The sequence below is a fragment of the Nocardioides sp. HDW12B genome, assembly GCF_011299595.1.
Taxonomy (GTDB): Bacteria; Actinomycetota; Actinomycetes; order Propionibacteriales; family Nocardioidaceae; genus Marmoricola_A.
Map to the genome: position 1 here is coordinate 2516112 of NZ_CP049867.1, position 23963 is coordinate 2540074.

Here is a 23963-nt window from a genome sequence, read left to right on the forward strand (position 1 = left end):
GGTGCGGCTGCCGTGAACGGCAGCGGAGCGGCCACCTGGCACAGGTAGCCGCTCCGAGAGCTCATCGCCGCAGACCGAGGCGCTCCACGATGGAGCGGTAGCGGTTGATGTCTTCCTTCTGCATGTAGTTCAGCAGCCGACGACGGCGGCCGACCAGCAGCAGCAGGCCACGACGGGTGTGGTGGTCGTGCTTGTGCTTCTTCAGGTGCTCGGTGAGGTGAGCGATCCGGTGGCTGAGCAGCGCAACCTGGACCTCGGGGGAGCCGGTGTCGCCCTCGGTCAGGCCGTACTCGGCGACGATGTTCTTCTTGGTCTCAGCGTCAGTACCTGCAGACACAGGGTTCCTCTCGAGGTTCGTTGCGCGGCGCACCGGGGCTGGTTCACCCGGGCTCTGTGGATCCGCGGCCGTTGGACGGCAACCGAAGAAGACTATCAACCGACCCGCCCTACCCTGAAATCGTGCGTCGGGACAGGGAGCGGCCTTGACCTCTAGGGTCGACCCGGTCAGGATCCGTCGGCGCAGGAGGTCCGGTGCCCGCAGCCGAGCTGTCGTGGGAGCACCTCGTGTCCTGGGCGCTGCGCGGCGGCCCGGCACCGGTGCAGCTGACGGATGTCTCGGTGGCCAGGATCGCGGTCGCCGAGGAGCAGCTGCGGCTCGCCGGCCGCTCCGGCGCCGTCTACGGCCTCACGACCGGGGTCGGCGCCCTGCGCACCGTGCCGCGTCCCCAGCCGGTGCCCGACGACGGGTCCTCCCCCGGCCTGCGCCTGTGGCGCAGCCATGCCACCGGGATCGGCGAGACGTACGACGACGCGACCACCCGCGCCGGGATGGCGATACGCCTGCACCAGATCACGTCGGGACGGTCGGGCGTCAGCTCCGGGCTCGCCTCGTCGCTCGGCGACGCGATCGCCTCGGGCGCCCTGCCCGACCTGCACCGCTCCGGCTCGATCGGCACCGGGGACCTCGTCCCGCTCGCGCAGCTCGCGCTGACCCTGGTCGGCGAGCGCCCCTGGCGGTCGGGATCGGTCCCGGCCGCGCCCGTCGACGACAGCGACGCCCTGCCGTTCATGTCGAGCAACGCCCTGACGCTGGCGGCATCGGCCCTGGTGCACCACCGGCTGGTCCTCCTGTCGATCGCCGCGGAGAAGGTCGCCGCCCTCTCGGTCGCGGCGCTGCGCGGCTCGCTCGAGCCCTTCGACCCGCGCGTGCACGCCCGACGACCGGACGCCTCCCAGCAGCGTGTCGCCGGGCGGCTGATGGGGCTCCTCGCGGAGCCCCGCTGGACCCCCGCCCGCCTGCAGGACCCCTTCGCGCTGCGCACCCTCCCGCAGGTCCACGCGCCCTTCGTGGACGCGCTCTCGACCCTGGTGGAGTCGGTGCTGATCGAGGTGAATGACCCCACCGAGAACCCGCTGGTCGACGACGACGGCACGCCGCTGCACCACGGCGGCTACATGACCGCACGGCTCTCGGCCACCCTCGACGCCCTGCGCCAGGCCAGCTATCCGGTGATGGCGCTGTCGGCGGCCCGGCTGTCGGCCCTGGTCGACCCGGCCCTGACCGGGCTCCCGGCGTTCCTCGCCTCCGGGCCGCCGGACAGCTCCGGCGTGATGGTGCTGGAGTACGTCGCCCAGGACGCGCTCGCCCGGTGCCGACTGCTCACCTCACCGGTCTCCACCGGGAACCTCTCGATCTCGCTGGGTCTCGAGGAGCACGCCAGCTTCTCCACCCAGGCCGCCTGGGCCTGCGAGCGCATGGCGGAGCAGGCTCCGGTGGTGCTCGCGTGCGAGCTCGTCGCCGCGGTGCGGGCCCTGCGCATGGGCCCGGACCGGCTCGGGGACGGGCCTCTGCGCGAGCTGTTCGACCTGGCCGCCTCGAGGCTGGACGACGACCGGGCCGACCGGCCGCTCACCGAGGACCTCACCGCGGCCGTGAGCCTGGTCCAGCAGGGCCTCGGCGCCTGACATCGCCGTCTCGAGCCGACGACTCGGCAGGTTCTGTGAGACTGCCACAGTGACGACTGCCGCTGGAGCTCGGACCGCCCACACCGCCTGCAACCTGTGCGAGGCCATCTGCGGCCTCGTCCTCACCCTCGAGCCCGGCCCGGACGGCCGCGAGCGCGTGACCGGGGTGCGCGGCAACCCCGACGACCCGCTCTCGCGCGGCCACATCTGCCCCAAGGGCGTCGCGATCGCCGACGTGTACGACGACCCGGACCGTCTGCGCCGACCCCTCGTCCGGCAGCCCGACGGCACCCTGGCGGAGACGAGCTGGGACGAGGCGGTCCGGGCGGCCGTGGAGGGGTTGGCCGGGGTGCAGGAGCGGCACGGACGCGACGCCGTGGCGGCGTACCTCGGGAACCCGAACGTCCACAGCCTCGGCTCGATGACGCACGGCACGCAGCTGGTGAAGGCGCTCGGCAGCCGCAACGCCTACTCCGCCACGTCGGTCGACCAGCTGCCGGCGCAGCTCGCGGCGCACCTGCTCTTCGGCCACCAGCTGCTGATCCCGATCCCCGACCTGGACCGCACCGACCTCTTCGTCGTGCTCGGCGCGAACCCGATGGCGTCCAACGGCTCGCTCATGACGGTGCCGGACTTCCCGGGCCGGCTGCGCGAGCTTAAGGCCCGCGGTGGGCGCATGGTCGTGCTCGACCCGCGGCGCACCGAGACGGCGAAGGCCGCCGACGAGCACCACTTCGTGCGCCCCGGCACGGACGCCGCCGTGCTGCTGGCCATGCTCAACGTCGTGCTCGCCGAGGGTCTCGAGCGCGTGCCGGAGTACGTCGACGGCCTCGACGCCCTGCGCGACGCGGTCGCACCCTGCACCCCCGAGCTGGCCGCGCGGGTCTCCGGCGTGCCGGCCGCGACCATCGAGGCCCTGGCCCGGGAGGTCGCGACCACCGAGCGGGCCGCGGTCTACGGCCGGATGGGCGTCTCCACGCAGGGCTTCGGCACGGTGTGCGCGTGGGCGATCAGCTGCCTCAACACCGTGACCGGCCACCTCGACGTGCCCGGCGGGGTCATGTTCACCGACCCGGCGGTCGACATCGTCGGCCGTGGGCTGATCGGTCGCGGGCACCACGACAAGTACCGCAGCCGCGTCCGCGACCTGCCCGAGACCGGCAGCGAGCTGCCCGTCGCGACCCTGGCCGACGAGATGCTCACCCCCGGCAAGGGCCAGGTCCGCGGCCTGCTGACGGTGGCGGGCAACCCGGTGCTGTCGACCCCCGACGGCGCGCGGCTCGACGAGGCGATCGCCGGGCTCGAGTTCCGGGTCGCGGTCGACATCTACCTCAACGAGACCACCCGGCACGCCGACGTGGTCCTGCCGCCGACGACCACGCTGGAGCGCGACCACTACGACCTGGCGTTCCACGCGCTCGCCGTACGCAACACGGCGCGGTTCAGCCGCGCCGTCCTGCCGAAGCCCGACGACGCCCGCCACGACTGGGAGATCTTCCGCGACCTGGCCCTGGGGCTGATGCGGAGGTCCGGGCGCAGCCAGCCGTGGAAGCGGTGGGCCGTGACGCAGGCGCGCATGCGGCTCTCCCCCACCCGGATCATCGACGGGCTGCTGCGCACCGGCGGTCGCCGGCTCTCGGTCCGTGCGCTGACGCAGCACCCCGAGGGCGTCGACCTGGGGCCGCTGGAGCCACGCCTGCCGGCCCGGCTGATGACGCACAGCTTGAGGGTCGACCTGGCCCAGCCCCTCCCCCTCGGTGAGCTGCCGCGCGTGCTGGCGCTGGCCGACGAGGTCCCCGGCGACGGCGAGCTGCTGCTGATCGGGAGAAGGCATCAGCGTGACAACAACTCGTGGATGCACAACGCCGAGCGGCTGACGCGCGGTCGTGCGCGGCACCAGCTCTTCATGCACCCCGACGACCTTGCGGCACGCGGCCTCGCGGACGGTACGACGGTCGAGGTCGCCAGCCGGGTGGGCAAGGTCAGCGTCGAGGTGAGCGCCACCGCGGACGTGATGCCGGGCGTGGTGTCGCTGCCGCACGGCTACGGCCACGCCCGCAACCCCGGGATGGACCGTGCCCGTCAGGTGCCGGGCGTCTCCATCAACGACCTGACCGACCCCGAGCGTCTCGACGTCAGCGGCAACGCGGCCTTCAGCGGCGTACCGGTGACGGTGTCCGGCGGCTGAGCGGCTCCTGCTTCCCGAACGAAACCGGCGCTTCCCGAGTGATGCTTCGCTCGGGAAGCGCCGGTTTCACTAGGTACCTGGTGAAACCGACACGGGCCCCTCAGGCGTCGAGGACGGCGCGCACGGCGGCGCGGGCCTCGTGCGGGTCGGAGGCGGCGAGCGCCACCTCGGCGGCGCGGGTGCAGGCCTCGTCGGAGGTGGCGCCGAGCTGGGCGCCCACGGCGCGGACGGCGTTGGGGGCCATCGAGAGCGACGTGATGCCCATCCCGACGAGCACGGTGGCCAGCGCGGGGTCGGCGGCGGCCTCGCCGCACACCCCGACGGGCTTGCCGTGCTTCTTGCCGGCGGCGGCCGTCATGGCGATCAGCCGCAGCACGGCCGGCTGCCACGGGTCGGTGAGGTGGGCCAGGCCGGCCGACATCCGGTCGGCGGCCATGGAGTACTGCGTCAGGTCGTTGGTGCCGATCGACATGAAGTCGACGACCTCGAGGATCTGCTCGGCGAGCAGCGCGGCCGAGGGGATCTCGACCATCACGCCGACGGTGAGGCCGTGCTTGCGCACGCGACCGGCGAACGTCTCGGCCTCCTCGACGGTGGCGACCATCGGGGCCATCACCCAGGGCGAGCTGCCGGTCTTCTCGGCCGCCAGGGCGATGCCCTCGATCTGGCGGTCGAGCAGGCCCGGGTTGTCGAAGGAGAGCCGCAGGCCACGGATGCCGAGCGCCGGGTTCTCCTCGCCCTTCGGGGTGGCGTAGGCGATCGGCTTGTCGGAGCCGGCGTCGAGGGTGCGGACAACGACCGTGCGGCCGTCGGCGAACGGGCGCAGCACCGCGGCGTACACCTCGGACTGCTCCTCGACGCTCGGCTCCTCGGAGCTGTCGAGGAAGCACAGCTCGGTGCGGAAGAGCCCGACGCCCTCGACGGGGTAGGCGACCGCCTTCTCGGCGGAGGCGCCGTCGGCGACGTTGGCCATCACCTTGACCGTCGTGCCGTCCTTGGTCGCGGCCGGGCCGCTCCACGCGTCGAGGTGGGCGCGCCACTCCTGGTCCTTGCGGACCCGCTCGGCGGCGTCGGCCTCGTCGACCTCGGTCTCGACCGCGCCGGTCGCGCCGTCGACCAGCACGCGGGTGCCGGGGGCGAGCCCGGTGGCGCCGTGCACGCCGACCACGCAGGGGATCCCCAGCTGGCGGGCGATGATCGCGGTGTGGCTGGTGGGCCCGCCCTGCTCGGTGACGAGCGCGACCACGAAGGCCGGGTCCAGGCCGGCGGTGTCGGCGGGGGCGAGGTCCTCGGCGACCAGCACCGACGGCTCGTCGGGGGTGCTGAGGCCCGGCTCGGGCGCGCCGACGATGCGCGCCGTCAGCCGGCGCTCGATGTCGTGCAGGTCGGTGACCCGCTCGGCCATCAGCCCGCCCATCTGGGTGAAGAGCGTCGCGAACTGCTCGACCGCGCCCCGCAGCGCCCCCAGCAGGGGCTCGCCCGCGTCGAGGCGCTTCTTGACGGCCTTGCGCAGGCCCTTGTCCTTGACGAGGTTCGCCGTCGCGACGAGCACCTCGGAGGCGGCTCCGGAGGCGTTGGAGGAGCGGGCGACGAGCGAGTCGGCCACGACGCCGACGGCCTCGTCGTACGTCGCGAGGGCGTCGTCGGGGCTCGCGGGGTCGCGGGCCTCGTAGGCCTGCACGACGTCGGCGGGCACCTCGGAGGTGACGGTGACGACCGGGCCCAGCGCGACACCGGGCACGACCGGGGTGCCGGTGAGCACGCCGGTGCCGGCCGAGCTCGCGGAAGAGGCGTTCGAGGCTGTGATGGAGGTCATGGACAGAAATGTAACCCTCGTCACCCCTTGACAGTCAACACGTTCGGGCATAAAACAACAGATACAAAGATTTCCCCGTGACCGTCGACACAGGAGGACCGATGTACGCCGAGGAGCGCCAACAGGCCATCGCGGCCCTCGTGGCCCGGTCGGCACGGCTGTCCGTGTCCGACCTGGCCGGGAAGTTCGCCGTCACCACCGAGACGATCCGGCGCGACCTCTCCACCCTGGAGCGTAGTGGTCTCGTGCGCCGAGTGCACGGGGGCGTGGTCGCCTCCCAGGCCCTGAGCGTGCTCGAGGTGGCCGTCTCCGACCGCGACCGCAGCAGCGCCGCCGAGAAGGACCGCATCGCGCACGCCGCCCTCGACCTCGTCCCTGAGAACGGCAGCGTCATCCTCGACGCCGGCACCACCACCGCCCGGCTGGCCGGGGCGCTGCCCACCGACCGCCGCCTCGAGGTCACCACGCACGCCGTCCCGATCGCCGCCCGTCTGGTCGGCAACCCGGCCGTCGAGCTGCGCCTGCTGCCCGGCCGCGTGCGCGCCACCACCCAGGCCGCCGTCGGCGAGGACACCGTCGCGGCGCTCGAGCCGCTGCTGGCCGACGTCGTGTTCCTCGGCACCAACGGCATCAGCGCCGCCCACGGCCTGTCCACCCCCGACCACAGCGAGGCCGCGGTGAAGCGCGCCATCGTCGCCGCCGGTCGGCAGGTGGTGCTGCTCGCCGACTCCGACAAGCTCGGCCAGGAGCACCTCGTGCGCTTCGCCCGTCTGGACCAGGTCGACGTGATCGTCACCGACGACCGGGCCACGCCCGAGCAGATCGAAACCCTCACCGACGCCGGCATCAAGGTGGTCCTCGCATGATCGTGACCCTCACCGCCAACCCCAGCTTCGACCGGACCATCGCGCTGTCCGGCCGCCTCGAGCGCGGCGGCGTGCTGCGCGCCGACGCGGCGCTCGAGCAGGCCGGGGGCAAGGGCGTGAACATCTCGCGGGCCGCCTCGGTGGCCGACGTCGCCACCATCGCGGTGTTCCCCGCCGACGAGGACGCGCCCTTCACCGTGGCGCTGCGCCACGACGGGATCCGCTGCCACCCGGTCCGTCCCACCGGCGAGGTCCGGGTCAACCTCACCCTCACCGAGCACGACGGCACCACCACCAAGATCAACAGCGCCGGCGCCACCGCCGACGCCGACCTGCTCGACCGCCTCCGCACCGCGGTGAGCGAGCTCGCCGCCGACGCCTCCTGGGTCGTGCTCGCCGGCTCCGTGCCGCCCGGCACCCCGGACGGCTGGTACGCCGAGGTGGCCGCCGACCTGCGCGCCTCCGGCGCCCGGGTGGCCGTGGACACCTCCGAGAAGCCGCTGCTGGCCCTTGCCGCCGCCCTGGGCGAGGCCCGTCCCGACATCATCAAGCCCAACTCCGAGGAGCTGGCGCTGCTGACCGGCGGCGACCCGGTGGCCATCGAGGCCGACCCGGTCGAGGCCGCGGCCGCGGCCTACCGGCTCGTCGAGGCGGGCGCCGGCAGCGTGCTGGCCACGCTGGGCGGGGCCGGCGCCGTGCTGGTCACCCGCGAGGGCGCCTGGCGCGCCACTCCCCCGCCGATCACGGTCGTGAGCACCGTCGGGGCCGGCGACTCCAGCCTCTTCGGCTACCTGCTCGCCGACCTGCGCGGCGAGGCACCCGCCGAGCGCCTGCGCCTGGCCGTCGCCTACGGCAGCGCCGCGGCCTCGCTGCCCGGCACCACGATCCCCGCGCCCCACCAGGCGCGGCCGGACCTCGTCGAGGTCCACCCCGTTCCGCTGGACACCCGTCCGGCTCCTGCGTCCACGCACGCAACACCCGCAGCGTCCGCTGCACGAGAGAACTGAGGTGACCGCCATGTCCACTCCCCTGATCGACCGCGCGCTGGTGCGGCTCGACGACGACCTGGGGGACGACAAGTCCGCCGTGATCAGGTCGCTCGCCGAGGTCGTCGCAGCGGCAGGTCGCAGCGGCAACGCGTCGGGCCTCGCCGACGACGCGCTGGCGCGGGAGTCGACCTCGCCGACCGGCCTGCCCGGCGGCATCGCGATCCCGCACTGCCGCACCGCCCACGTCGAGGTCGCCACCCTGGCCTTCGCGCGGCTGAACCCGCCGCGTGACTTCGGCGCGAAGGACGGCCCGGCCGACCTCGCCTTCCTCATCGCCGCACCCGCCGGCGGCGACGCCACCCACCTCCAGCTGCTCACCAAGCTGGCCCGTGCGCTGGTGAAGAAGGACTTCACCGAGGCCCTGCGCCGCGCCCAGACCGAGGACGAGGTCGTCGAGCTCGTCACCGGCGTCGTCGGCACGGCACCGGAGCCCTCCGCGACCCCGGCCGCCACCCCGTCGGCCGGCGCCGCCGCCGCTGCTGCGGCCCCGGCGTCCTCCGCGGCCGACACCACGTCCACGTCGACGGGCTCGTCGTCGGCCCCGCGCCTTGTCGCCATCACCGCCTGCCCGACCGGCATCGCCCACACCTACATGGCCGCCGAGGCCCTCGAGGCCGCCGCGGGTCGCGCCGGGGTCGAGATCTCGGTGGAGACCCAGGGCTCGGCCGGCTCCACGCCGCTGTCCCAGGCGACCATCGCGGGCGCCGACGCCGTCATCTTCGCCACCGACGTGGGCGTGAAGGACCGTGCCCGCTTCGCCGGCAAGCCGATGGTGGCCTCCGGCGTGAAGCGCGCCATCGACGACTCCGACGGCATGATCCGCGACGCCGTCGCCGCCGCCTCGAACCCCTCGGCCCCCCGCGTCGAGGGCACCGCCAGCGCGGGCGCCGACGCCCACGAGGGCAAGGAGTCCATCGGGCTCAAGACCCGCCGCGTCCTCATGACCGGCGTCTCCTACATGATCCCGTTCGTCGCGGCGGGCGGTCTGCTCATCGCGCTGTCGTTCCTGCTCGGCGGCTACCAGATCGCCCTCGCGACGGCTGACGGTGCCGGCGGCGTCGCCGGGCAGATCTTCGCCAACGGCTCGATCCTCAACCCGCCCGACCCGGGTCAGTTCGAGCTCATCAACGACCAGACCCTCCCCAACAGCGCCCTGCTGACCTACCTCGCCGCAGCGCTGCTGACGCTGGGCGGCGCGGCCTTCGGGTTCCTGGTCCCGGCCCTGGCCGGCTACATCGCCTACGCCATCGCCGACCGCCCCGGCATCGCCCCCGGCTTCGTCATGGGCGCCATCGCCGGCACGACCCAGTCCGGCTTCCTCGGCGGCATCATCGGCGGTGTCCTCGCCGGTGTGATCGCCGCGAAGATCGGCGGGCTCAAGACCCCGGCCTGGCTGCGCGGGCTCATGCCGGTGCTGGTCATCCCGCTGCTCACCACCCTGATCGCCGGCTTCATCATGCTCGTCGTCCTGGGCAAGCCCCTGGCCGAGCTGATGACCGCGCTCAACGACGGCCTGACCAGCCTCTCCGACGGCGGTGCCGGCATCCTGCTGGGCGTCATCCTCGGCCTGATGATGGCCTTCGACATGGGTGGTCCGCTCAACAAGACCGCCTACCTCTTCGCCACCACCGGGCTCGCCGCGGCGGCGACGGCGACCGACGCTCCCCAGCTGCTCATCATGGCGGCGGTCATGCTCGCCGGCATGGTGCCCCCGCTGGCCCTGGCCCTCGCCACAGTGGTCCGTCCCGGGCTCTTCACGGCCCCCGAGCGCGAGAACGGCAAGGCGGCCTGGCTGCTCGGCGCCTCCTTCATCACCGAGGGCGCCATCCCGTTCGCGGCGGCCGACCCGCTGCGCGTCATCCCGCCGATCATGGCCGGCAGCGCGGTCACCGGAGCGCTGTCCATGGGTCTCGACGTCGGCCTGCGCGCCCCCCACGGCGGCATCTTCGTGCTCTTCGCGGTGGACAACGTGCTCGGGTTCCTCATCGCCCTGGTCGCCGGTACGTTGGTCGCGGCAGCGGGTGTGATCGCCCTCAAGTCCCTGACCGAGGACAAGGCCGAGATCGAGCAGCTCTCGAAGGTCGCCGTCTGACCGCAGAAGCCTTCGGGCAGCGCACGACACCCATCCACCGCTCAGCAACTCAGAGGAGACACCCACGATGCCCAGCAAGACCGTGAACGTCGGCTCCGCCGTCGGCCTGCACGCCCGCCCCGCCGCGATCATCGCGGAGGCCGCGGCCGACCTCGACGCCGAGGTCACCCTCGCCGTCGGCGGCGACGACCCCGTCGACGCGAGCTCGGCCCTGCTGATCATGACCCTCGGCGCCGGCAAGGGCGACGCGGTCGAGGTCAGCAGCGACGACCAGTCCGCGGTGGACACCATCGCCGCCCTGGTCGAGAAGGACCTCGACGCCTGACGTCGTACGCCCTCTCACCAGCACGACCGAGCCGCTCGCCCCTCCGGGGGCGGGCGGCTCAGTCGTCGTGGGGGTCGTTCCCGGGAGCGGGCGGCGCGGCCGGCAGCGTCCGGGTCGGTACGGCGTCCTCGGTCGCCGCGGGTGCCGCAGGCGCCGGCTCGGAGGCGTCACGACGCCGGCACAGGTGGCGGTAGACGGTGCGGACCGCGACGGCCTTCTCCATCTCGCGCAGCACCCCGGTGAAGAACTGCACCCGGTAGGCCTCGTCGGTGACGACGTAGACGGTGAAGTAGAGCCCCGAGAAGGCGGCCAGGAAGGTCGAGGTCTGCAGCAGCTCGACCGAGACGTTGCCGAGGCCGGGGAAGGTGGTGGTGCCGCCGCCGATCCAGGCCTCCTGCACGCCCTTCTTCATGGTCAGCGCGCCGAAGACGAGGAAGAACACGAACACGGCCAGAGCCAGCAGCAGCACCTGCGCGGCCTGGATGACCAGCAGCACGACGATGAGGTTGCCGCGCTCGAAGCCGCGCACCTCGGCGTCGCGCTGGAGGTCGAGCTCGTCGCCGTGGTGGGTCACGAGGTCGCCCGCCGCCTCGGCCATCGGCGTCCCGCGGCTGGCCGATACCAGGAGCGGGGCGTCGATGCGGTCGTCGACGACGTCGACCTCCTCGGGCAGTCGCACCAGCAGGAACGCCACCGCCACGACCGCGAAGAGCAGCACCGTCAACCACAGCAGGGCCCCGTCGAGGGAGGCCGACAGCATCCACACCTCGGCGTTGATGAAGAGGAACGTGATGAACACCAGCAGCAGCGGCAGGGCCCGGGTCGCCATCGGGAACAGCTGACCGAGCCCGGAGACGGTGCGGTGCACGGCGAAGGTCACGATCGGTCGGGCCCGCAGCCGCGTCACCGCGTAGAAGCCGGCGGCCAGCAGCCCGAGGAAGGTGACGGCGCCGGGGCCGAAGGAGGCGTTCGACGTGCGCCAGGTCAGGATCCCGCCCAGCAGCAGGGCGGCCAGGCCCACGGCCAGCAGCAGGGGCAGCATGGCGCGCATCGTCAGCGCGCTGCGCGCGGCGGCCCGCTCCTCGGGCACGAAGTAGGGCAGGCCGCGCTTGCGGAACCAGGTCTCGGTGGCGGTCATCACCTCGGGCGCCACCGGGACGAGCGACCCGCCCGCACTGCCCTCACCCGGGGGCGTCGTCACGCCAGCCCCAGCACGCGCCGCGTGTCGGCGACGTCACCGGCCATCGCCTCGAGCAGCTCGTCGAGGGAGTCGAAACGCGTCATGCCGCGCACCTTGGCGACCATCTCCACGGAGATCTGGCGGTCGTAGAGGTCGAGGTCGTCGCGGTCCAGCACGTAGGCCTCCACCCGCCGCTCCCGCTCCCCCGCGAAGGTCGGGTTCGTGCCCACGCTGATGGCGGCGGGCAGCCGCTCGGGCTCGCCGTCGACGTACACCCAGCCGGCGTAGACGCCGTCGGCGGGCGCCGCGGTCTCGCCCGGCGGCACGTTCGCGGTGGGGTAGCCGATCTCGCGCCCGCGCTGGTCACCGCGCTGCACGGTGCCGCGCACCACGATCGGTCGCCCGAGCGCCTCGGCGGCGCCCTCGACGTCCCCGGCGGCCAGGCAGGTCCGCACGTACGTCGACGACCACACCTGCGGACCGCCGTCGAGCTCGACGCCCTCGGCGACGAAGTCGTGGCGCCCGCCCAGCTCGCGGAGCGTGGCGAGGTCGCCGGCCGCGCGGCTGCCGAAGCGGAAGTTCTTGCCGACCACGACGGCGGCGGCGTGCAGGGCCCCGACGAGGATCTCGGTGACGAAGTGCTCGGGCGACCAGGACGCGACCTCGCGGCTGAAGGGCACGACGAGCACGTCGTCGACGCCGGCCTCCTGCAGCAGCCGCGCCCGCTCGTCGATGCCGGTCAAGGTGTTCGGGGCGTGCTCGGGACGCAGCACGGCGATCGGGTGGGGGTCGAAGGTGACCGCCACGACGCGGTGCGCGCCGACCTCGTCGGCGATGCTGCGGGCGCGCGCGATGACGTGGCGGTGACCGCGGTGCACCCCGTCGAAGTTGCCGATGGTGACCACCGTGCGCCCGAGGTCGGCGTCAACCTCGTCGACCGATCGCCAGACCGTCATGCCCACCGCCCTCTCGTGCTCCGGATGTCGCTCCCGTGCTGCGACGACTGCTCGAAGCCTGCCACAGCGGCCGCGGGCTCCGACCGGTTCCCCGGCGGCGGCGCGGTGGCGCTGCTCACTCGCCCGACGCCGAGCAGAACACCGCGACCGCGGTCGCCCGGGGGGCGCCGTCGGCACCCGCTTCCGCCCGGCGGTAGAGCGCCAGGAAGGTGCCGTCGGGCGCCAGCACCGCGACCGGTGCGTCGCTGGGCACCTCGAGCGTCAGGGCGCGACCGAAGGTGACGTCGCGTGCCTGCTCCGCGTCGAGCGCGTGGCAGTCGAAGAACCGCGCCACCGCGTCCTCGAGGGGTTCGACGTGCAGCTCGCCGCTGGCGAGGGCCGCCTCCAGGTCGGCGGCTCCGTCCAGACCCACGGGCCCCACCGTCGTACGCCGCAACCGGGTGAGGTGGCCGCCGACGCCGCGGTCGGCGCCGAGGTCGCGGGCCAGGGCGCGGACGTAGGTGCCGGTCGTGCAGTGCACCTCGACGTCGACGTCGAGCACGGGTACGCCGGCGTCGCTGCCGGTGCGGGAGGCCAGCACGTCGAAGCGGTGCACCGTCACGGGTCGCGCCTTCAGCTCGACCGTGGCGCCCTCCCGTGCCAGCGCGTAGGCCCGCCGGCCGTCGACCTTGATGGCCGAGACGGTCGAGGGCACCTGCTCGATGGCGCCGGTCAGTCGTGCCGCCGCGGCCACGACGTCCGCCTCGTCGACCGCGGACGCGTCGGCGCGTGCGAGCACCTCGCCCTCGGCGTCGTCGGTGGTGGTGGACACCCCGAGCCGGACCGTGGCGCGATAGGTCTTGTCGGCCAGCGCCAGGTGGCCCAGCAGGCGGGTGCCCTTGTTGACCCCCAGCAGCAGGACGCCGGTGGCCATCGGGTCGAGGGTGCCGGCGTGCCCGACGCGACGGGTGCCGACGAGGCGGCGCACGCGGGACACCACGTCGTGCGAGGTCATCCCGCCCGGCTTGTCCACCACGACGAGCCCCGAGGGCCCGCCGTCAGGACGTCGTCGGCTCACGCGCGGGCGTCGGCGTCGTCGTCCCCCGCAGCGAGCGCGTCGTCCGGGCCCGGCTCGTCGTCCTCGTCGTCCTCGTCGTCCTCGACGCGCGGCTTGCGGTAGGGGTCCGCCTCGCCGGCGAAGACGGCGCCGGCCGAGGCGGCCGCGGCGGCCGCGTCGGACTGCCGGACCTGCTCGAGGAGGTCCTCGAGGTGACGCGCGGTCTCGGGGAGGGCGTCGCGGATGAACTCGATGGTCGGCACGTGCCGGATCCCGAGCTGCTTGCCGACCTCGGAGCGGATGAGCCCCTTGGCCGACTCCAGGGCCGCCGCGCTGCCCTCCGCCTGCTCCTCCTCACCGAGGACGGTGTAGAAGACGCTGGCGTGCTGGGAGTCGCCGCTGACGCGCACGTCGGTCACGGTGACGAACCCGAGCCGCGGGTCCTTGATCCGCCGCTCGAGCATCTCCGCCACGACGACCTTGATCCGGTCCGCGATCTTGCGGACGCGTGGGCTGCTCATGATCCTTCACTTTCTGCGGGCACGAGCTGTGCCGCACCTTGCCTGGGCCTGGCTGCGCCGGCCGGGTGCCGGGCGACCTCACGGGGAGGCCGCCCGGCCCACGGTCACCCGCGCGGGATCTCGCGCATCTCGAACGCCTCCACGACATCACCGATCTTGATGTCCTGGTAGTTGCGCAGCACCAGACCGCACTCGAAGCCCTCGCGGACCTCCGACGCGTCGTCCTTCTCGCGTCGCAGCGAGGAGAGGTCGAGGTTGTCGGCGACCACGTTGCCGTCGCGCAGCAGGCGCACCTTGGCGTTGCGTCGGATGACGCCGCCGGTGACCATGCAGCCGGCGATGTTGCCGATGCGGCTGGAGCGGAAGATCTCCCGGATCTCGGCGGTGCCGAGCTGGGACTCCTCGAACTCCGGCTTGAGCATGCCCTTGAGCGCGGCCTCGATCTCCTCGATGGCCTGGTAGATCACCGAGTAGTAGCGCATCTCGACGCCCTCACGGTCGGCCACCTCGGTCGCCTTGCCCTGGGGCCGGACGTTGAAGCCGATGATGATCGCGTTGGACGCGGCCGCCAGCATCACGTTGGTCTCGGTGATGGCACCGACACCGCGGTCGATGACGCGCAGCGAGACCTCCTCGCCGACGTCGATCTTGGCCAGCGAGTCCTCGAGCGCCTCGACCGAGCCGGACACGTCGCCCTTGAGGATCAGGTTCAGCTCCTGGCTCTCGCCCTCCTCCATGGACTTCATGAAGTCCTCGAGGCTGCGGCGGACCCGACGCTGGGCCTGCAGGGCGGCACGCTCGCGCGCCTCCCGCTTCTCGGCGATCTGACGGGCGATGCGGTCGTCCTCGACGACGAGGAAGTTCTGACCGGCGCCGGGGACGGCGGTCAGGCCCAGCACCATCGCGGGACGCGACGGGTCGGCCTCCTCGATGTTGTCGCCGTGCTCGTCGAGCATCGCGCGGACACGGCCGTAGGCCGGACCGGCGACGATCGAGTCGCCCACACGCAGGGTGCCGCGCTGGACCAGGATCGTGGCGACCGGACCGCGACCGCGGTCCAGGTGCGCCTCGACGACGAGGCCCTGGGCGTCCTGGTCGGGGTTGGCCCGCAGGTCGAGCGAGGCGTCGGCGGTCAGCACGATGGCCTCGAGCAGGCCCTCCATGTTGAGGCCGGCCTTGGCCGAGACGTCGACGAACATGGTGTCGCCGCCGTACTCCTCGGGGACGAGGCCGTACTCGGTCAGCTGGCCGCGGACCTTGGTCGGGTCCGCCTCCGGCTTGTCGACCTTGTTGACCGCGACGACCACCGGCACACCGGCGGCCTTGGCGTGGTTGAGCGCCTCCACCGTCTGCGGCATGACGCCGTCGTCGGCCGCGACCACGAGCACCGCGATGTCGGTGGCCTGGGCACCACGGGCACGCATGGCGGTGAACGCCTCGTGACCGGGGGTGTCGATGAAGGTGATCGGACGCTCGGTGCCGTCGATGACCGCGGCGGTCTGGTAGGCGCCGATGTGCTGCGTGATGCCACCGGCCTCCTTGGCGACCACGTTGGCGTTGCGCAGCGCGTCGAGCAGCTTGGTCTTTCCGTGGTCGACGTGACCCATGACGGTGACCACCGGAGGACGGGCGGCCAGGTCGGCCTCCACGCCCTCGTCGGAGCCGAACTCCAGGTTGAAGGAGTCCAGCAGCTCGCGGTCCTCGTCCTCGGGCGAGACGACCTCGACGACGTAGTTCAGCTCGTCACCGAGCAGCTCCAGCGTCGCGTCGTTGACCGACTCGGTCGCGGTGACCATCTCACCGAGGTGGAACAGCATCTGCACCAGCGAGGCCGGGTCGACGCCGATCTTCTCGGCGAAGTCGGTCAGCGAGGCGCCACGGGCGAGACGGACGGTCTCGCCGTTGCCCTTGCGGACGCGCATGCCGCCGATCGTCGGGGCTTCCATCTGGTCGAACTCTTGACGACGCTGACGCTTCGACTTGCGACCACGGCGCGAGGGACCGCTGGGGCGACCGAAGGCACCGCCGACGCTGCCGCGTCCACCGGGGCGACCGCCACCGGGGCGACCACCGCCACCCGGGCGACCGGGAGCACCGGCACCGGGACCGCCGCCGAAGCCGGGGCGTCCGCCACCGGGCGCACCGGCACCGGCGCCACCGGGACGACCCGGGGCTCCGCCGCGGGCACCACCGGGACCACCGGGACCACCGGGACCGCGTCCACCGGGACCGCCGCCGGGACCACCGGGGCCACGGCCTCCGCCGGGACCGAACGGGGTCGGCGACTTCGGCATCATGGCCGGGTTGGGACGGGGCATGCCGGGGCGACCGCCGGGAGCGGCGGGACGCCCACCGCCGGCGGGGAGCCCGCCGGTGCGGCCGGGGGTGCCGCCCGCGGGGCCGCCCTGCTCACGCGCGGCCGGGGGCCGCGGAGCGGCACCGGGCGGCGGGGAGGGACGGCGTCCCATGCCCTGGGTCTGGCCGAACGGGTTGTTGCCCGGACGCGGGGCGCCGGGCTTGGGGCCACCGCCGGGGCGGGGGCCCGGGGTGCCGGGGGCGCGGCTCTCGCCGTCGGCGGACCCCTCCGTGCCGGCGGACGCAGCAGCGGCCGCCGGGGTCTCGGCGGGTGCCGCCGGTGCCTCGGGGGCAGCCGGCTGCTCGGCCTGCGGGACGGGCGCCGGGGCCGGCTCGGGCTCCGGGGTGGGCTCGGCGGCCGGACGGGCCGGACCGGGCCGGGGACCCGGGGTGCGAGCGGGGGCCGGTGCCGCTGCGGGCGCGGACGCCGCGGGCGCCTGCTCGGCGGGGGCGGCCGGTGCGGCGGGTGCCGCGGTCTCGGTCGCCGCCTCCGCGGCGGGGGCCGCCGGTGCCTGGGGGGCCGGCGCCTTGCGCGCGGCCTTCTTCTCCGCTGCGGCGCGGAGCTCCGCACCGTAGGTGTCGTTGAACCTCTTCTGGACGGGGGGCTCGATCGTCGACGACGCCGACTTCACGAACTCGCCCATCTCCTTGAGCTTGGTCAGGACGACCTTGCTCTCCACGCCGAACTCTTTCGCGAGCTCGTGGACTCGGACCTTAGCCACGCTTCTCCTTCTGGTCCGAGCCCCGGGTGGGCCGGACCGTTAGCTGGTGTGCACGCTCATCGGGAAGTACTCATCGAGTGCTCATGAGCTGTTGCTCCATTCCGTCTGATCTCGGACTGCTTCCATCACGGTCTGCCTGTCACCCGCGGCGCCTGCGCGCCTCGCCGTCAGGCGGGGGTCGAACGTCCCGACCACTGTTGCACATGGCGTCTCAGGCCCGTGTCGTCGGTTCCCCCGCCCGCTCCGGAGGTGATCCGGAGGGCCCGGGGGAAGGCCCGGCGACGCAACGCCTGCGCGAGACAGTCCTCGTCGGGGTGGAGGTAGGCCCCCCGCCCCGGGCGACGAGCCGGGGGGTCGGGCACCAGCACGAGGCCGTGACCCTGATCCTCGGCGACGACGCGCAACAGATCGGTCTTGGCAGCCCGACGCCGACATCCCACGCAGGTGCGGACAGGACTCGAGGTCATGGTCGACACCCTCGGGGACGGGGCGGGCAGGCTACGGGTCGAGTCTAGCGGCCCGGCGCCGCGATTCCGAACTCAGCGCCGGGTGGTGGGGGCGTCCGGGGCCTCGTCGGAGCGGATGTCGATGCGCCAGCCGGTGAGGCGGGCGGCGAGGCGGGCGTTCTGGCCCTCCTTGCCGATGGCGAGCGACAGCTGGTAGTCGGGCACCACGACCCGCGCCGACCGGGCGGCGAGGTCGACGATCTCGACGCTGTTGACGCGCGCCGGGGACAGCGCGTGGGCGACGAGCTCGGCCGGGTCGTCGGACCAGTCGACGATGTCGATCTTCTCGCCGTGCAGCTCGTGCATGACGTTGCGCACGCGCTGGCCCATGGGGCCGATGCAGGAGCCCTTGGCGTTGACGCCCGGGACGGTGGTGCGCACCGCGATCTTGGTCCGGTGGCCGGCCTCGCGGGCGATGGCGCAGACCTCGACGGTGCCGTCGGCGATCTCGGGCACCTCGAGCGCGAAGAGCTTCTTGACCAGGTTGGGGTGGCTGCGCGAGAGCTGGACCTGCGGCCCCCGCATCCCGCGCCGCACGCTGACCACGAGCGCCTTGATCCGGGTGCCGTGGTCGTAGCGCTCGCCGGGGACGCGCTCGGCCAGCGGCAGGCTGGCCTCGAGCTTGCCGAGGTCGACGAGGACGTCGGAGGGGTCGCGGCCCTGCTGGATGATGCCGGAGATGACGTCGCCCTCCCGGCCGGAGAACTCCCCGAACCGGAGGTCGTCCTCGGCGTCACGGAGGCGCTGCAGGATGACCTGCTTGGCGGTCGTCGCGGCGATGCGGCCGAAGCCGTCGGGGGTGTCGTCGTACTCCCCGACCCGCTCGCCCTCCTCGTCCTTCTCGGCGACGAGCACGCTGACGCGACCGTTCTGGCGGTCGATCTTGACGCGGGCGTCGCTCTGGGCGCCGTTGGTCTTGTGGTAGGCCGTCAGCAGCGCCTGCTCGAGGGCGTCGATGAGGATGTCGAAGCTGATCTCCTTCTCGCGCTCCAGCACACGGAGCAGGGACAGGTCGATGTCCACGGGTCAGCCCTCCTTCCGGTTGAACTCGATCTGGACGCGTGCATCGGCGATCGCGTCGTAGGGCAGGTCACGACGCTCGCCGTCGACGTCGAGGTGGGCGGCAGCGTCGTCGTGGCCGACCACCCGGCCCGTCACGGTGGCGCCGTCGCGGTCGGTGACCTTGACCAGGCGGCCCTTGTTGCGGCGCCAGTGGCGCGGCAGCGTGAGCGGTCGGTCGACCCCCGGGGAGGTGACCTCGAGGGTGTAGGGCTGCTCCCCGAGCACCGACGACAGCGGACCGCCCTCGTCGAGGTGCTGCGAGACGAGCTTGGTGGCCTCGGCGACGTCGTCGAGGGTGACCCCGCCGTCGCGGTCGATGGCGACGCGGACCACGCGGCGACGACCGGCCGGTGTGACGTCCACCGCCTCGAGGTCGAGGCCGAGCTCGAGCAGCGGGCCGGTGAGTCCCTCGGTGAGACGCGTGCGCGTCTGGTCGGTGGCCACGGGTGTCGTCCGCCTCTCCAGTTGTGGGGTGGTCGTGCTGCTGGACGGGGCCCGCCGGGGGCGTCTCCGTCGTGGAGCGAGCGTAGCCGACCTCGCACGGGTCGACTGACCACGAAAGCGCCGTCCGCGGTCAGCGCCGCCCCTATCCTCGGACCATGTCGACCCGCCGCGCTCCCCGTCCGGGCACCACCGCCACCGTGCTGACCGTGGCCGCGCTGCTCGGCTCCGGCCTGCTGGCGGGCTGCAGCGGCGACGAGCCCGCGGAGCCGACGTCGGAGTCGTCGGCCTCGGAGTCTAGCGACGCCGACGCGTCGGCGAGCGCCGAGGAGTCCGAGGCGGCCGAGGCCTCGGAAGCAGCCGCCACGGACGACGCGGACGACGCGGGAGCCGCGGCCGAGGACCTGCCGCTGCCGAAGGCGCCGAAGGCCCGCAACACCCCCGACGGGCGCAAGGCGTTCACGGAGTTCGTCATCGAGCGCTGGGGCTACGCGCTGACCACCAACGACGCCACGGCGATGTCCGACCTCAGCGCCCGGGGCAGCACCTGCCAGGGCTGCAAGGAGCTGGCGCAGGAGCTCGCCCAGCGCCGCAAGGAGGGCTGGAACGTCGACTTCCCCGGCGCCGCGGTGGACAGGATCACCGTGAAGCCGGCCGGTGCCCCGGCGACCTTCGAGGCCACGGCGGTCATCGACATCCCGGCCTCGCGCTCGTACTTCGAGGACGGCACCTACCGCAACGAGAACGAGGCGTTCGAGAACGCCGAGTTCGTCGTCACGATGAAGCTCACCAAGACGCGCTACACGTTGGCGTCCTTCCGCGTCGCCTGAGCCGCCCGGGCCGACTAGGGTGCGGGGCGTGGACCGCCGCACCGTCGTCGTCGGGCTGGCCTCGCTGGGCGGGTCGGCCGCGCTGCTGCTGACCGGTTGCGGCCCACGGGCCCGGGCCTCCGGGAGCGCGGCCACCGGCGCGAAGGCAGGCGGCGACACCGCCCTGGTCGCCACCGCCCTCAACGCCGAGCTCGCCGCCGTCGACGTCCTGGAGCGGACCCGCCGGCGCCACCCCCGGCTGCGCGGCGCCACGGAGTCGGCGCTGGCCACCCACCGCGCGCACGTGCGGCTGCTGCAGGGCACCACGGACAAGGCCCCGACCCGTCCCTCGGAGCGTCGGCCCGTGCCGGGTCGCCCCCCGCAGGCGCTCGCCGCCCTCGTGCAGCTGGAGGCGCAGGTCTCCAGCGGCCACGTCTCGACCGCCCTGGCCGCACGCAGCGGCGCCCTGGCCCGCGTCGTGGCGAGCATGGCGGCGGCCTCGGCCCAGCTGGAGCAGACCCTCGCGAGCGGGGCCGGCCGGTGACCCCGCTCGAGGCGCTGCAGGAGACGCTGGCCGCCGAGCACGTCGCCGTCTACACCTACGGCGTGCTGGGCGGACGCCTCTCGGCCGGCTCCTACCCCGAGACCTCGGCCCGGCTCCGGGCGGCGTACGACGCCCACCGGGCGCGCCGCGACCGCCTCCGCTCGCTGGTCGCCGACCGGGACGCCGACCCCGTGCCCCCGGCCGTCGCCTACGAGGTCGAGGCGCCGGACCGCACCCCGGCCACCCTGACGGCAGCGGCCCGCCGCACCGAGCTGCGGTGCTCGGAGGCCTACTCGCTGCTCGTGGCCTCCACCGAGGGCGAGCTGCGCCGCCTCGCCATCGGCCTGCTCACCGACGCCTCGTTGCGAGCCCTCACGTTCGGCGCCGCTCCCCAGACCTGGCCCGGCGCCCCCGACCTCTGAGGTCCCCCAGGATCAGCCCAGCAGTCGTCTCAGCCGTCGACGGCGGCGAGCAGCCGACGGTAGGTGCCGTCGAGGTCGCCCTCGACGCTGTCCACCAGGACCACGCCGTCGCGGCGCGACAGCGTCGTCAGCCCGTCGTGCAGCATCCCGAGGAACCGGTCGCCGCCGTCGCGGGCGACGACGTCACGCACGTGCTCGAGCAGCGGGCCCTCCCCCGTGCGCCGGTGGAACCGCGCGATGGCGGCGGCGCGGTCGTCGATCAGCATCACCTGCGTGTACGTCGCTCCCGCGGCGGTCGCCGCGGACCGGAACCGCTCGACCTCCGAGGAGCGCGCGATCATCTGGGGCATCACGACGTCACGTCCCGACTCCAGGTGGGCGACGATCAGGGCCAGCGCGCCGGGTCGCACGATCTCGCCGGTGGTGACGAAGTCGTCCTGCCAGCCGCCGACGAGCATCCGCAGCAGGTCGATGTCGGCGTCGAGCACGCCGGGCCGCTCGTCGGCGTACCGGCGCGCCAGCGTGCTCTTGCCGATGCCCGGCGGTCCGTTGAGGTGCAGCAGGCGGGGCGGTCGGGGCACGCTGCTCAGGCCCCGGCGTGCCAGGTCTCGACGATGCCCAGCAGCTCGCCGAGCTCGTGGACGACGGCGTCCGGCTCGCCCTCGGTGTGTCCGTGCTGCTGGACCGGGATGTCGGAGTGAGGCACGTGCACGGTGCGCATGCCGACCTGGTTCGCGCCCCAGATGTCGTCGAAGAGCCGGTCGCCGACGAAGACGCACCGGCCCGCGTCGGTGGCGCCGACCGCCGCCATGGCGGCCTCGAAGGCCTGCGGTGCGGGCTTGGTCCAGGGGATCTCGCTGCTGTAGACCGCGCCGTCGATGAGGTGGTCGACGCCGTCGCGGGCGAAGACGTGCTCGTGCCAGGCGCGCGGCCAGATGGTGTTCGACAGGATGCCGACGCGCAGCCCGAGGTCGCGCAGACCGCCGAACAGGCCCGGCACGGCCGGGTCTGTCAGCGTGTGCGGGTCCCAGAATTCCCGGTAGGCCGTCAGCAGGCCCTCGTCGTGGACCAGCCCGGCCTCGGCGAACACGTCGGCCACCGTCGCGCTGCGGTGCTCGTCGCGGGCGCGGCCCCACACCGCGTCGCCGGCGCGACGCAGCGTCGCCGGCACCTCCGGGTGCGGGTCGACGACCGCCGCGGCCAGGGCCGCCGCCTCCTCGTCGAAGTCGACCGTGTGCCACGGCGTCAGCGTGCCGCCCCAGTCGAAGATGACGGCGTCGAGCGCTCCTCCGCGCCCCGCGTCCACGCTCAGCCCCGCGTCCACGCTCAGCCCCGGACGACCGCGACCACGCGGTCGACCACGGCGTCGACCGCGACCTCCTCGCGCTCCCCGGTGGCGCGGTCCTTGACCTCGACGGTGCCGTCGGCCAGCCCCCGCCCGACGACCACGATGGTGGGCACGCCGACGAGCTCGGCGTCCTTGAACTTGACCCCGGGCGAGACCTTCGGCCGGTCGTCGTAGATCACCTCGAGCCCGCGCTCGGACAGCTCCGCGACGATGCGCTCGGCCGCCTCGAAGACGGCGGGGTCCTTGCCGGTGGCGACCAGGTGGACGTCGGCGGGCGAGATCGCGCGCGGCCAGACCAGGCCGAGCTCGTCGTGGTTGCCCTCGGCGATGGCGGCCACCGCGCGGGTGACGCCGATGCCGTAGGAGCCCATCGTGACGGTGACCAGCTTGCCGTTCTCGTCGAGGACCTTGAGGTCCAGCGCCTCGGCGAACCAGCGCCCGAGCTGGAAGATGTGGCCCATCTCGATGCCGCGGGCGGACTCGAGGGTGCCGTCGGTGCAGTTCGGGCAGGCGTCGCCGTCGCGCACGTCGGCGGCCTCGATGGTGCCGTCAGGGGTGAAGTCACGGCCGACGACCAGGTCGATCACGTGGCTGCCGGGGACGTCGGCACCGGTCACCCAGCGGGTGCCCTCCGACACGCGGGGGTCGACGACGTAGCGGATCTTCGACGCCGACTCCTCCCCCAGCGCCCCGGGACCGATGTAGCCCTTGACGAGCGCCGCGTGCTTGCCGAGCTCGGTCTCGTCCATCGGCTCGACCTCGATGGGCTCGAGCTGGCCCTCCAGGCGCTTCTGGTCGACCTCGCGGTCACCGGGCACGCCGATCGCCAGCGGCTCGCGGGTGCCGTCGGGGTGCTTGAGCACGACGAGGACGTTCTTGAGCGTGTCGCCGGCCGCCCAGGGGCGGTCGTCGCGGGGGAACTTCTCGTTCAGGTGGTCGACCAGGGTGTCGATGGTCGGGGTGTCCGGCGTCTGCTCGGCGTGCGCGGCCGGGGCGTCGTCGTACGCCACGGGCGCGGGGGTGGGGACGGCGACCGCCTCGACGTTGGCGGCGTAGTCGCAGCTCGTGCAGCGGACGTAGGTGTCCTCGCCGACGTCGGACTTGGCGAGGAACTCCTCGGACCGGGAGCCGCCCATCGCACCGCTGGTCGCCTTGACGATGGCGTAGTCGAAGCCGAGCCGGTCGAAGGTCTTGACGTACGCCGCGCGGTGGGCGGCGTACGAGCGGTCGAGGCCCGCATCAGACGTGTCGAAGGAGTAGGAGTCCTTCATGATGAACTCGCGCCCGCGGAGCACGCCGGCGCGGGGCCGCGCCTCGTCGCGGTACTTCGTCTGGATCTGGTAGAGCCAGACCGGCAGGTCCTTGTAGGAGGAGTACATGTCCTTCACCGCGAGGGTGAACATCTCCTCGTGCGTGGGCCCGAGCAGGTAGTCGTTGCCCTTGCGGTCCTGCAGGCGGAAGATGCCGTCGCCGTACGTCGTCCAGCGGTTGCTGGCCTCGTAGGGCTCGCGGGGCAGCAGCGCCGGGAACGACAGCTCCTGGGCGCCGATGGCGTCCATCTCCTCGCGGATGATCCCCTCGACGTTGCGCAGCACCTTCAGGCCCAGCGGCAGCCACGAGTAGATGCCGGGGGCGGCGCGGCGGATGTAGCCGGCGCGCAGCAGCAGCCGGTGGCTCGGCACCTCGGCGTCGGCCGGGTCCTCTCGGAGCGTGCGCAGGAACAGGGACGACATGCGGAGGACCATGGGCGCAAGGCTACC

22 protein-coding genes are annotated in these 23963 nt (G+C 73.5%); 9 read left to right on the forward strand and 13 right to left on the reverse strand.

The window, feature by feature from the left end; translation table 11 throughout:
- Positions 1-61: 61 nt before the first annotated feature.
- On the reverse strand, positions 62-337 hold the full coding sequence (gene rpsO, locus G7072_RS11765; RefSeq protein ID WP_166086584.1) for a 30S ribosomal protein S15: 276 nt from the start codon (positions 335-337) through the stop codon (positions 62-64).
- 194 nt (positions 338-531) lie between these two features.
- Here rpsO and G7072_RS11770 point away from each other — a divergent pair, with 194 nt between their 5' ends.
- The gene (locus G7072_RS11770) at positions 532-1965 is read left to right on the forward strand and encodes an aromatic amino acid lyase (RefSeq protein ID WP_166086586.1); all 1434 of its coding nucleotides are present in this window, start codon (positions 532-534) and stop codon (positions 1963-1965) included.
- Positions 1966-2014: 49 nt separating this feature from the next.
- Positions 2015-4153 (forward strand): molybdopterin-dependent oxidoreductase, encoded by a 2139-nt coding sequence (locus G7072_RS11775; RefSeq protein ID WP_166086588.1) that lies wholly within the window; start codon positions 2015-2017, stop codon positions 4151-4153.
- Positions 4154-4253: 100 nt separating this feature from the next.
- Here G7072_RS11775 and ptsP read toward each other — a convergent pair whose 3' ends face one another.
- Complete coding sequence (gene ptsP, locus G7072_RS11780) at positions 4254-5969, reverse strand: phosphoenolpyruvate--protein phosphotransferase (protein ID WP_166086590.1); 1716 nt, start codon at positions 5967-5969, stop codon at positions 4254-4256.
- 77 nt (positions 5970-6046) lie between these two features.
- Between ptsP and G7072_RS11785 the strand changes: the two genes are divergently transcribed.
- The 4 genes from G7072_RS11785 (at position 6047) to G7072_RS11800 (ending at position 10301) form a co-directional block, all read left to right on the forward strand.
- Positions 6047-6835, forward strand: coding sequence for a DeoR/GlpR family DNA-binding transcription regulator (locus G7072_RS11785; RefSeq protein WP_240916904.1), 789 nt, complete (start codon positions 6047-6049; stop codon positions 6833-6835).
- The gene (locus G7072_RS11790; RefSeq protein WP_166086592.1) at positions 6832-7842 is read left to right on the forward strand and encodes a 1-phosphofructokinase family hexose kinase; all 1011 of its coding nucleotides are present in this window, start codon (positions 6832-6834) and stop codon (positions 7840-7842) included. Before G7072_RS11785 ends, G7072_RS11790 begins: the two co-directional genes overlap by 4 nt.
- 10 nt (positions 7843-7852) lie before the next feature.
- Complete coding sequence (locus tag G7072_RS11795) at positions 7853-9976, forward strand: fructose-specific PTS transporter subunit EIIC (RefSeq protein ID WP_166086594.1); 2124 nt, start codon at positions 7853-7855, stop codon at positions 9974-9976.
- A 67-nt stretch (positions 9977-10043) separates the two neighbouring features.
- Positions 10044-10301, forward strand: coding sequence for an HPr family phosphocarrier protein (locus G7072_RS11800; RefSeq protein ID WP_166086596.1), 258 nt, complete (start codon positions 10044-10046; stop codon positions 10299-10301).
- Between the two features lie 58 nt (positions 10302-10359).
- On the opposite strand, the gene G7072_RS11805 is transcribed toward G7072_RS11800, so the two are convergent.
- The 8 genes from G7072_RS11805 to rimP form a co-directional block, all read right to left on the reverse strand.
- The gene (locus tag G7072_RS11805) at positions 10360-11502 is read right to left on the reverse strand and encodes a hypothetical protein (RefSeq protein WP_166086598.1); all 1143 of its coding nucleotides are present in this window, start codon (positions 11500-11502) and stop codon (positions 10360-10362) included.
- Entirely contained in the window at positions 11499-12437 is a 939-nt protein-coding gene (locus G7072_RS11810; protein WP_166086600.1) for a bifunctional riboflavin kinase/FAD synthetase, read from the reverse strand. Before G7072_RS11810 ends, G7072_RS11805 begins: the two co-directional genes overlap by 4 nt.
- A gap of 115 nt (positions 12438-12552) precedes the next feature.
- Complete coding sequence (gene truB / locus G7072_RS11815; protein ID WP_277343367.1) at positions 12553-13494, reverse strand: tRNA pseudouridine(55) synthase TruB; 942 nt, start codon at positions 13492-13494, stop codon at positions 12553-12555.
- Positions 13491-13994 carry a 30S ribosome-binding factor RbfA gene (rbfA, locus tag G7072_RS11820; protein WP_166086602.1) on the reverse strand — a complete coding sequence of 168 codons (504 nt, stop codon included), beginning with the start codon at positions 13992-13994 and terminating at the stop codon, positions 13491-13493. Before rbfA ends, truB begins: the two co-directional genes overlap by 4 nt.
- 104 nt (positions 13995-14098) lie before the next feature.
- On the reverse strand, positions 14099-17071 hold the full coding sequence (gene infB, locus G7072_RS11825; RefSeq protein WP_166086604.1) for a translation initiation factor IF-2: 2973 nt from the start codon (positions 17069-17071) through the stop codon (positions 14099-14101).
- Positions 17072-17238: 167 nt separating this feature from the next.
- The gene (locus G7072_RS11830; protein ID WP_166086607.1) at positions 17239-17538 is read right to left on the reverse strand and encodes a YlxR family protein; all 300 of its coding nucleotides are present in this window, start codon (positions 17536-17538) and stop codon (positions 17239-17241) included.
- Between the two features lie 72 nt (positions 17539-17610).
- A complete protein-coding gene (gene nusA, locus G7072_RS11835; RefSeq protein WP_166086609.1) occupies positions 17611-18600 on the reverse strand; it encodes a transcription termination factor NusA in 990 nt (329 codons plus the stop codon).
- A 3-nt stretch (positions 18601-18603) separates the two neighbouring features.
- A complete protein-coding gene (gene rimP / locus G7072_RS11840; protein WP_166086611.1) occupies positions 18604-19083 on the reverse strand; it encodes a ribosome maturation factor RimP in 480 nt (159 codons plus the stop codon).
- A 155-nt stretch (positions 19084-19238) separates the two neighbouring features.
- Between rimP and G7072_RS11845 the strand changes: the two genes are divergently transcribed.
- From G7072_RS11845 to G7072_RS11855, 3 genes are read left to right on the forward strand one after another with little or no spacing between them, the layout of a single operon-like run.
- Entirely contained in the window at positions 19239-19910 is a 672-nt protein-coding gene (locus G7072_RS11845; protein WP_166086613.1) for a DUF6318 family protein, read from the forward strand.
- A 28-nt stretch (positions 19911-19938) separates the two neighbouring features.
- Positions 19939-20433: a hypothetical protein gene (locus tag G7072_RS11850; protein WP_166086615.1), complete on the forward strand. Its 495-nt coding sequence runs from the start codon at positions 19939-19941 to the stop codon at positions 20431-20433.
- Entirely contained in the window at positions 20430-20855 is a 426-nt protein-coding gene (locus G7072_RS11855; RefSeq protein ID WP_166086618.1) for a ferritin-like domain-containing protein, read from the forward strand. The genes G7072_RS11850 and G7072_RS11855 overlap by 4 nt, the downstream gene beginning before the upstream one ends.
- A 29-nt stretch (positions 20856-20884) precedes the next feature.
- On the opposite strand, the gene G7072_RS11860 is transcribed toward G7072_RS11855, so the two are convergent.
- Genes G7072_RS11860 through G7072_RS11870 form a run of 3 tightly spaced genes read right to left on the reverse strand, consistent with a single transcriptional unit; the run spans position 20885 to position 23948 of the window.
- Positions 20885-21436: an AAA family ATPase gene (locus G7072_RS11860; RefSeq protein ID WP_166086620.1), complete on the reverse strand. Its 552-nt coding sequence runs from the start codon at positions 21434-21436 to the stop codon at positions 20885-20887.
- A 5-nt stretch (positions 21437-21441) separates the two neighbouring features.
- Positions 21442-22179 carry an HAD family hydrolase gene (locus G7072_RS11865; protein WP_240916906.1) on the reverse strand — a complete coding sequence of 246 codons (738 nt, stop codon included), beginning with the start codon at positions 22177-22179 and terminating at the stop codon, positions 21442-21444.
- Positions 22180-22181: 2 nt separating this feature from the next.
- Entirely contained in the window at positions 22182-23948 is a 1767-nt protein-coding gene (locus tag G7072_RS11870; RefSeq protein ID WP_166086622.1) for a proline--tRNA ligase, read from the reverse strand.
- Positions 23949-23963 lie beyond the last annotated feature (15 nt).

Bases quoted from the DNA above. Each gene is read 5' to 3' on its own strand.
- ptsP (WP_166086590.1), bottom strand. From the start codon at position 5,969: ATGACCTCCATCACAGCCTCGAACGCCTCTTCCGCGAGCTCGGCCGGC.
- G7072_RS11790 (WP_166086592.1), top strand. From the start codon at position 6,832: ATGATCGTGACCCTCACCGCCAACCCCAGCTTCGACCGGACCATCGCG.
- G7072_RS11795 (WP_166086594.1), top strand. From the start codon at position 7,853: ATGTCCACTCCCCTGATCGACCGCGCGCTGGTGCGGCTCGACGACGAC.
- G7072_RS11800 (WP_166086596.1), top strand. From the start codon at position 10,044: ATGCCCAGCAAGACCGTGAACGTCGGCTCCGCCGTCGGCCTGCACGCC.
- G7072_RS11810 (WP_166086600.1), bottom strand. From the start codon at position 12,437: ATGACGGTCTGGCGATCGGTCGACGAGGTTGACGCCGACCTCGGGCGC.
- rbfA (WP_166086602.1), bottom strand. From the start codon at position 13,994: ATGAGCAGCCCACGCGTCCGCAAGATCGCGGACCGGATCAAGGTCGTC.
- G7072_RS11830 (WP_166086607.1), bottom strand. From the start codon at position 17,538: ATGACCTCGAGTCCTGTCCGCACCTGCGTGGGATGTCGGCGTCGGGCT.
- G7072_RS11845 (WP_166086613.1), top strand. From the start codon at position 19,239: ATGTCGACCCGCCGCGCTCCCCGTCCGGGCACCACCGCCACCGTGCTG.
- G7072_RS11870 (WP_166086622.1), bottom strand. From the start codon at position 23,948: ATGGTCCTCCGCATGTCGTCCCTGTTCCTGCGCACGCTCCGAGAGGAC.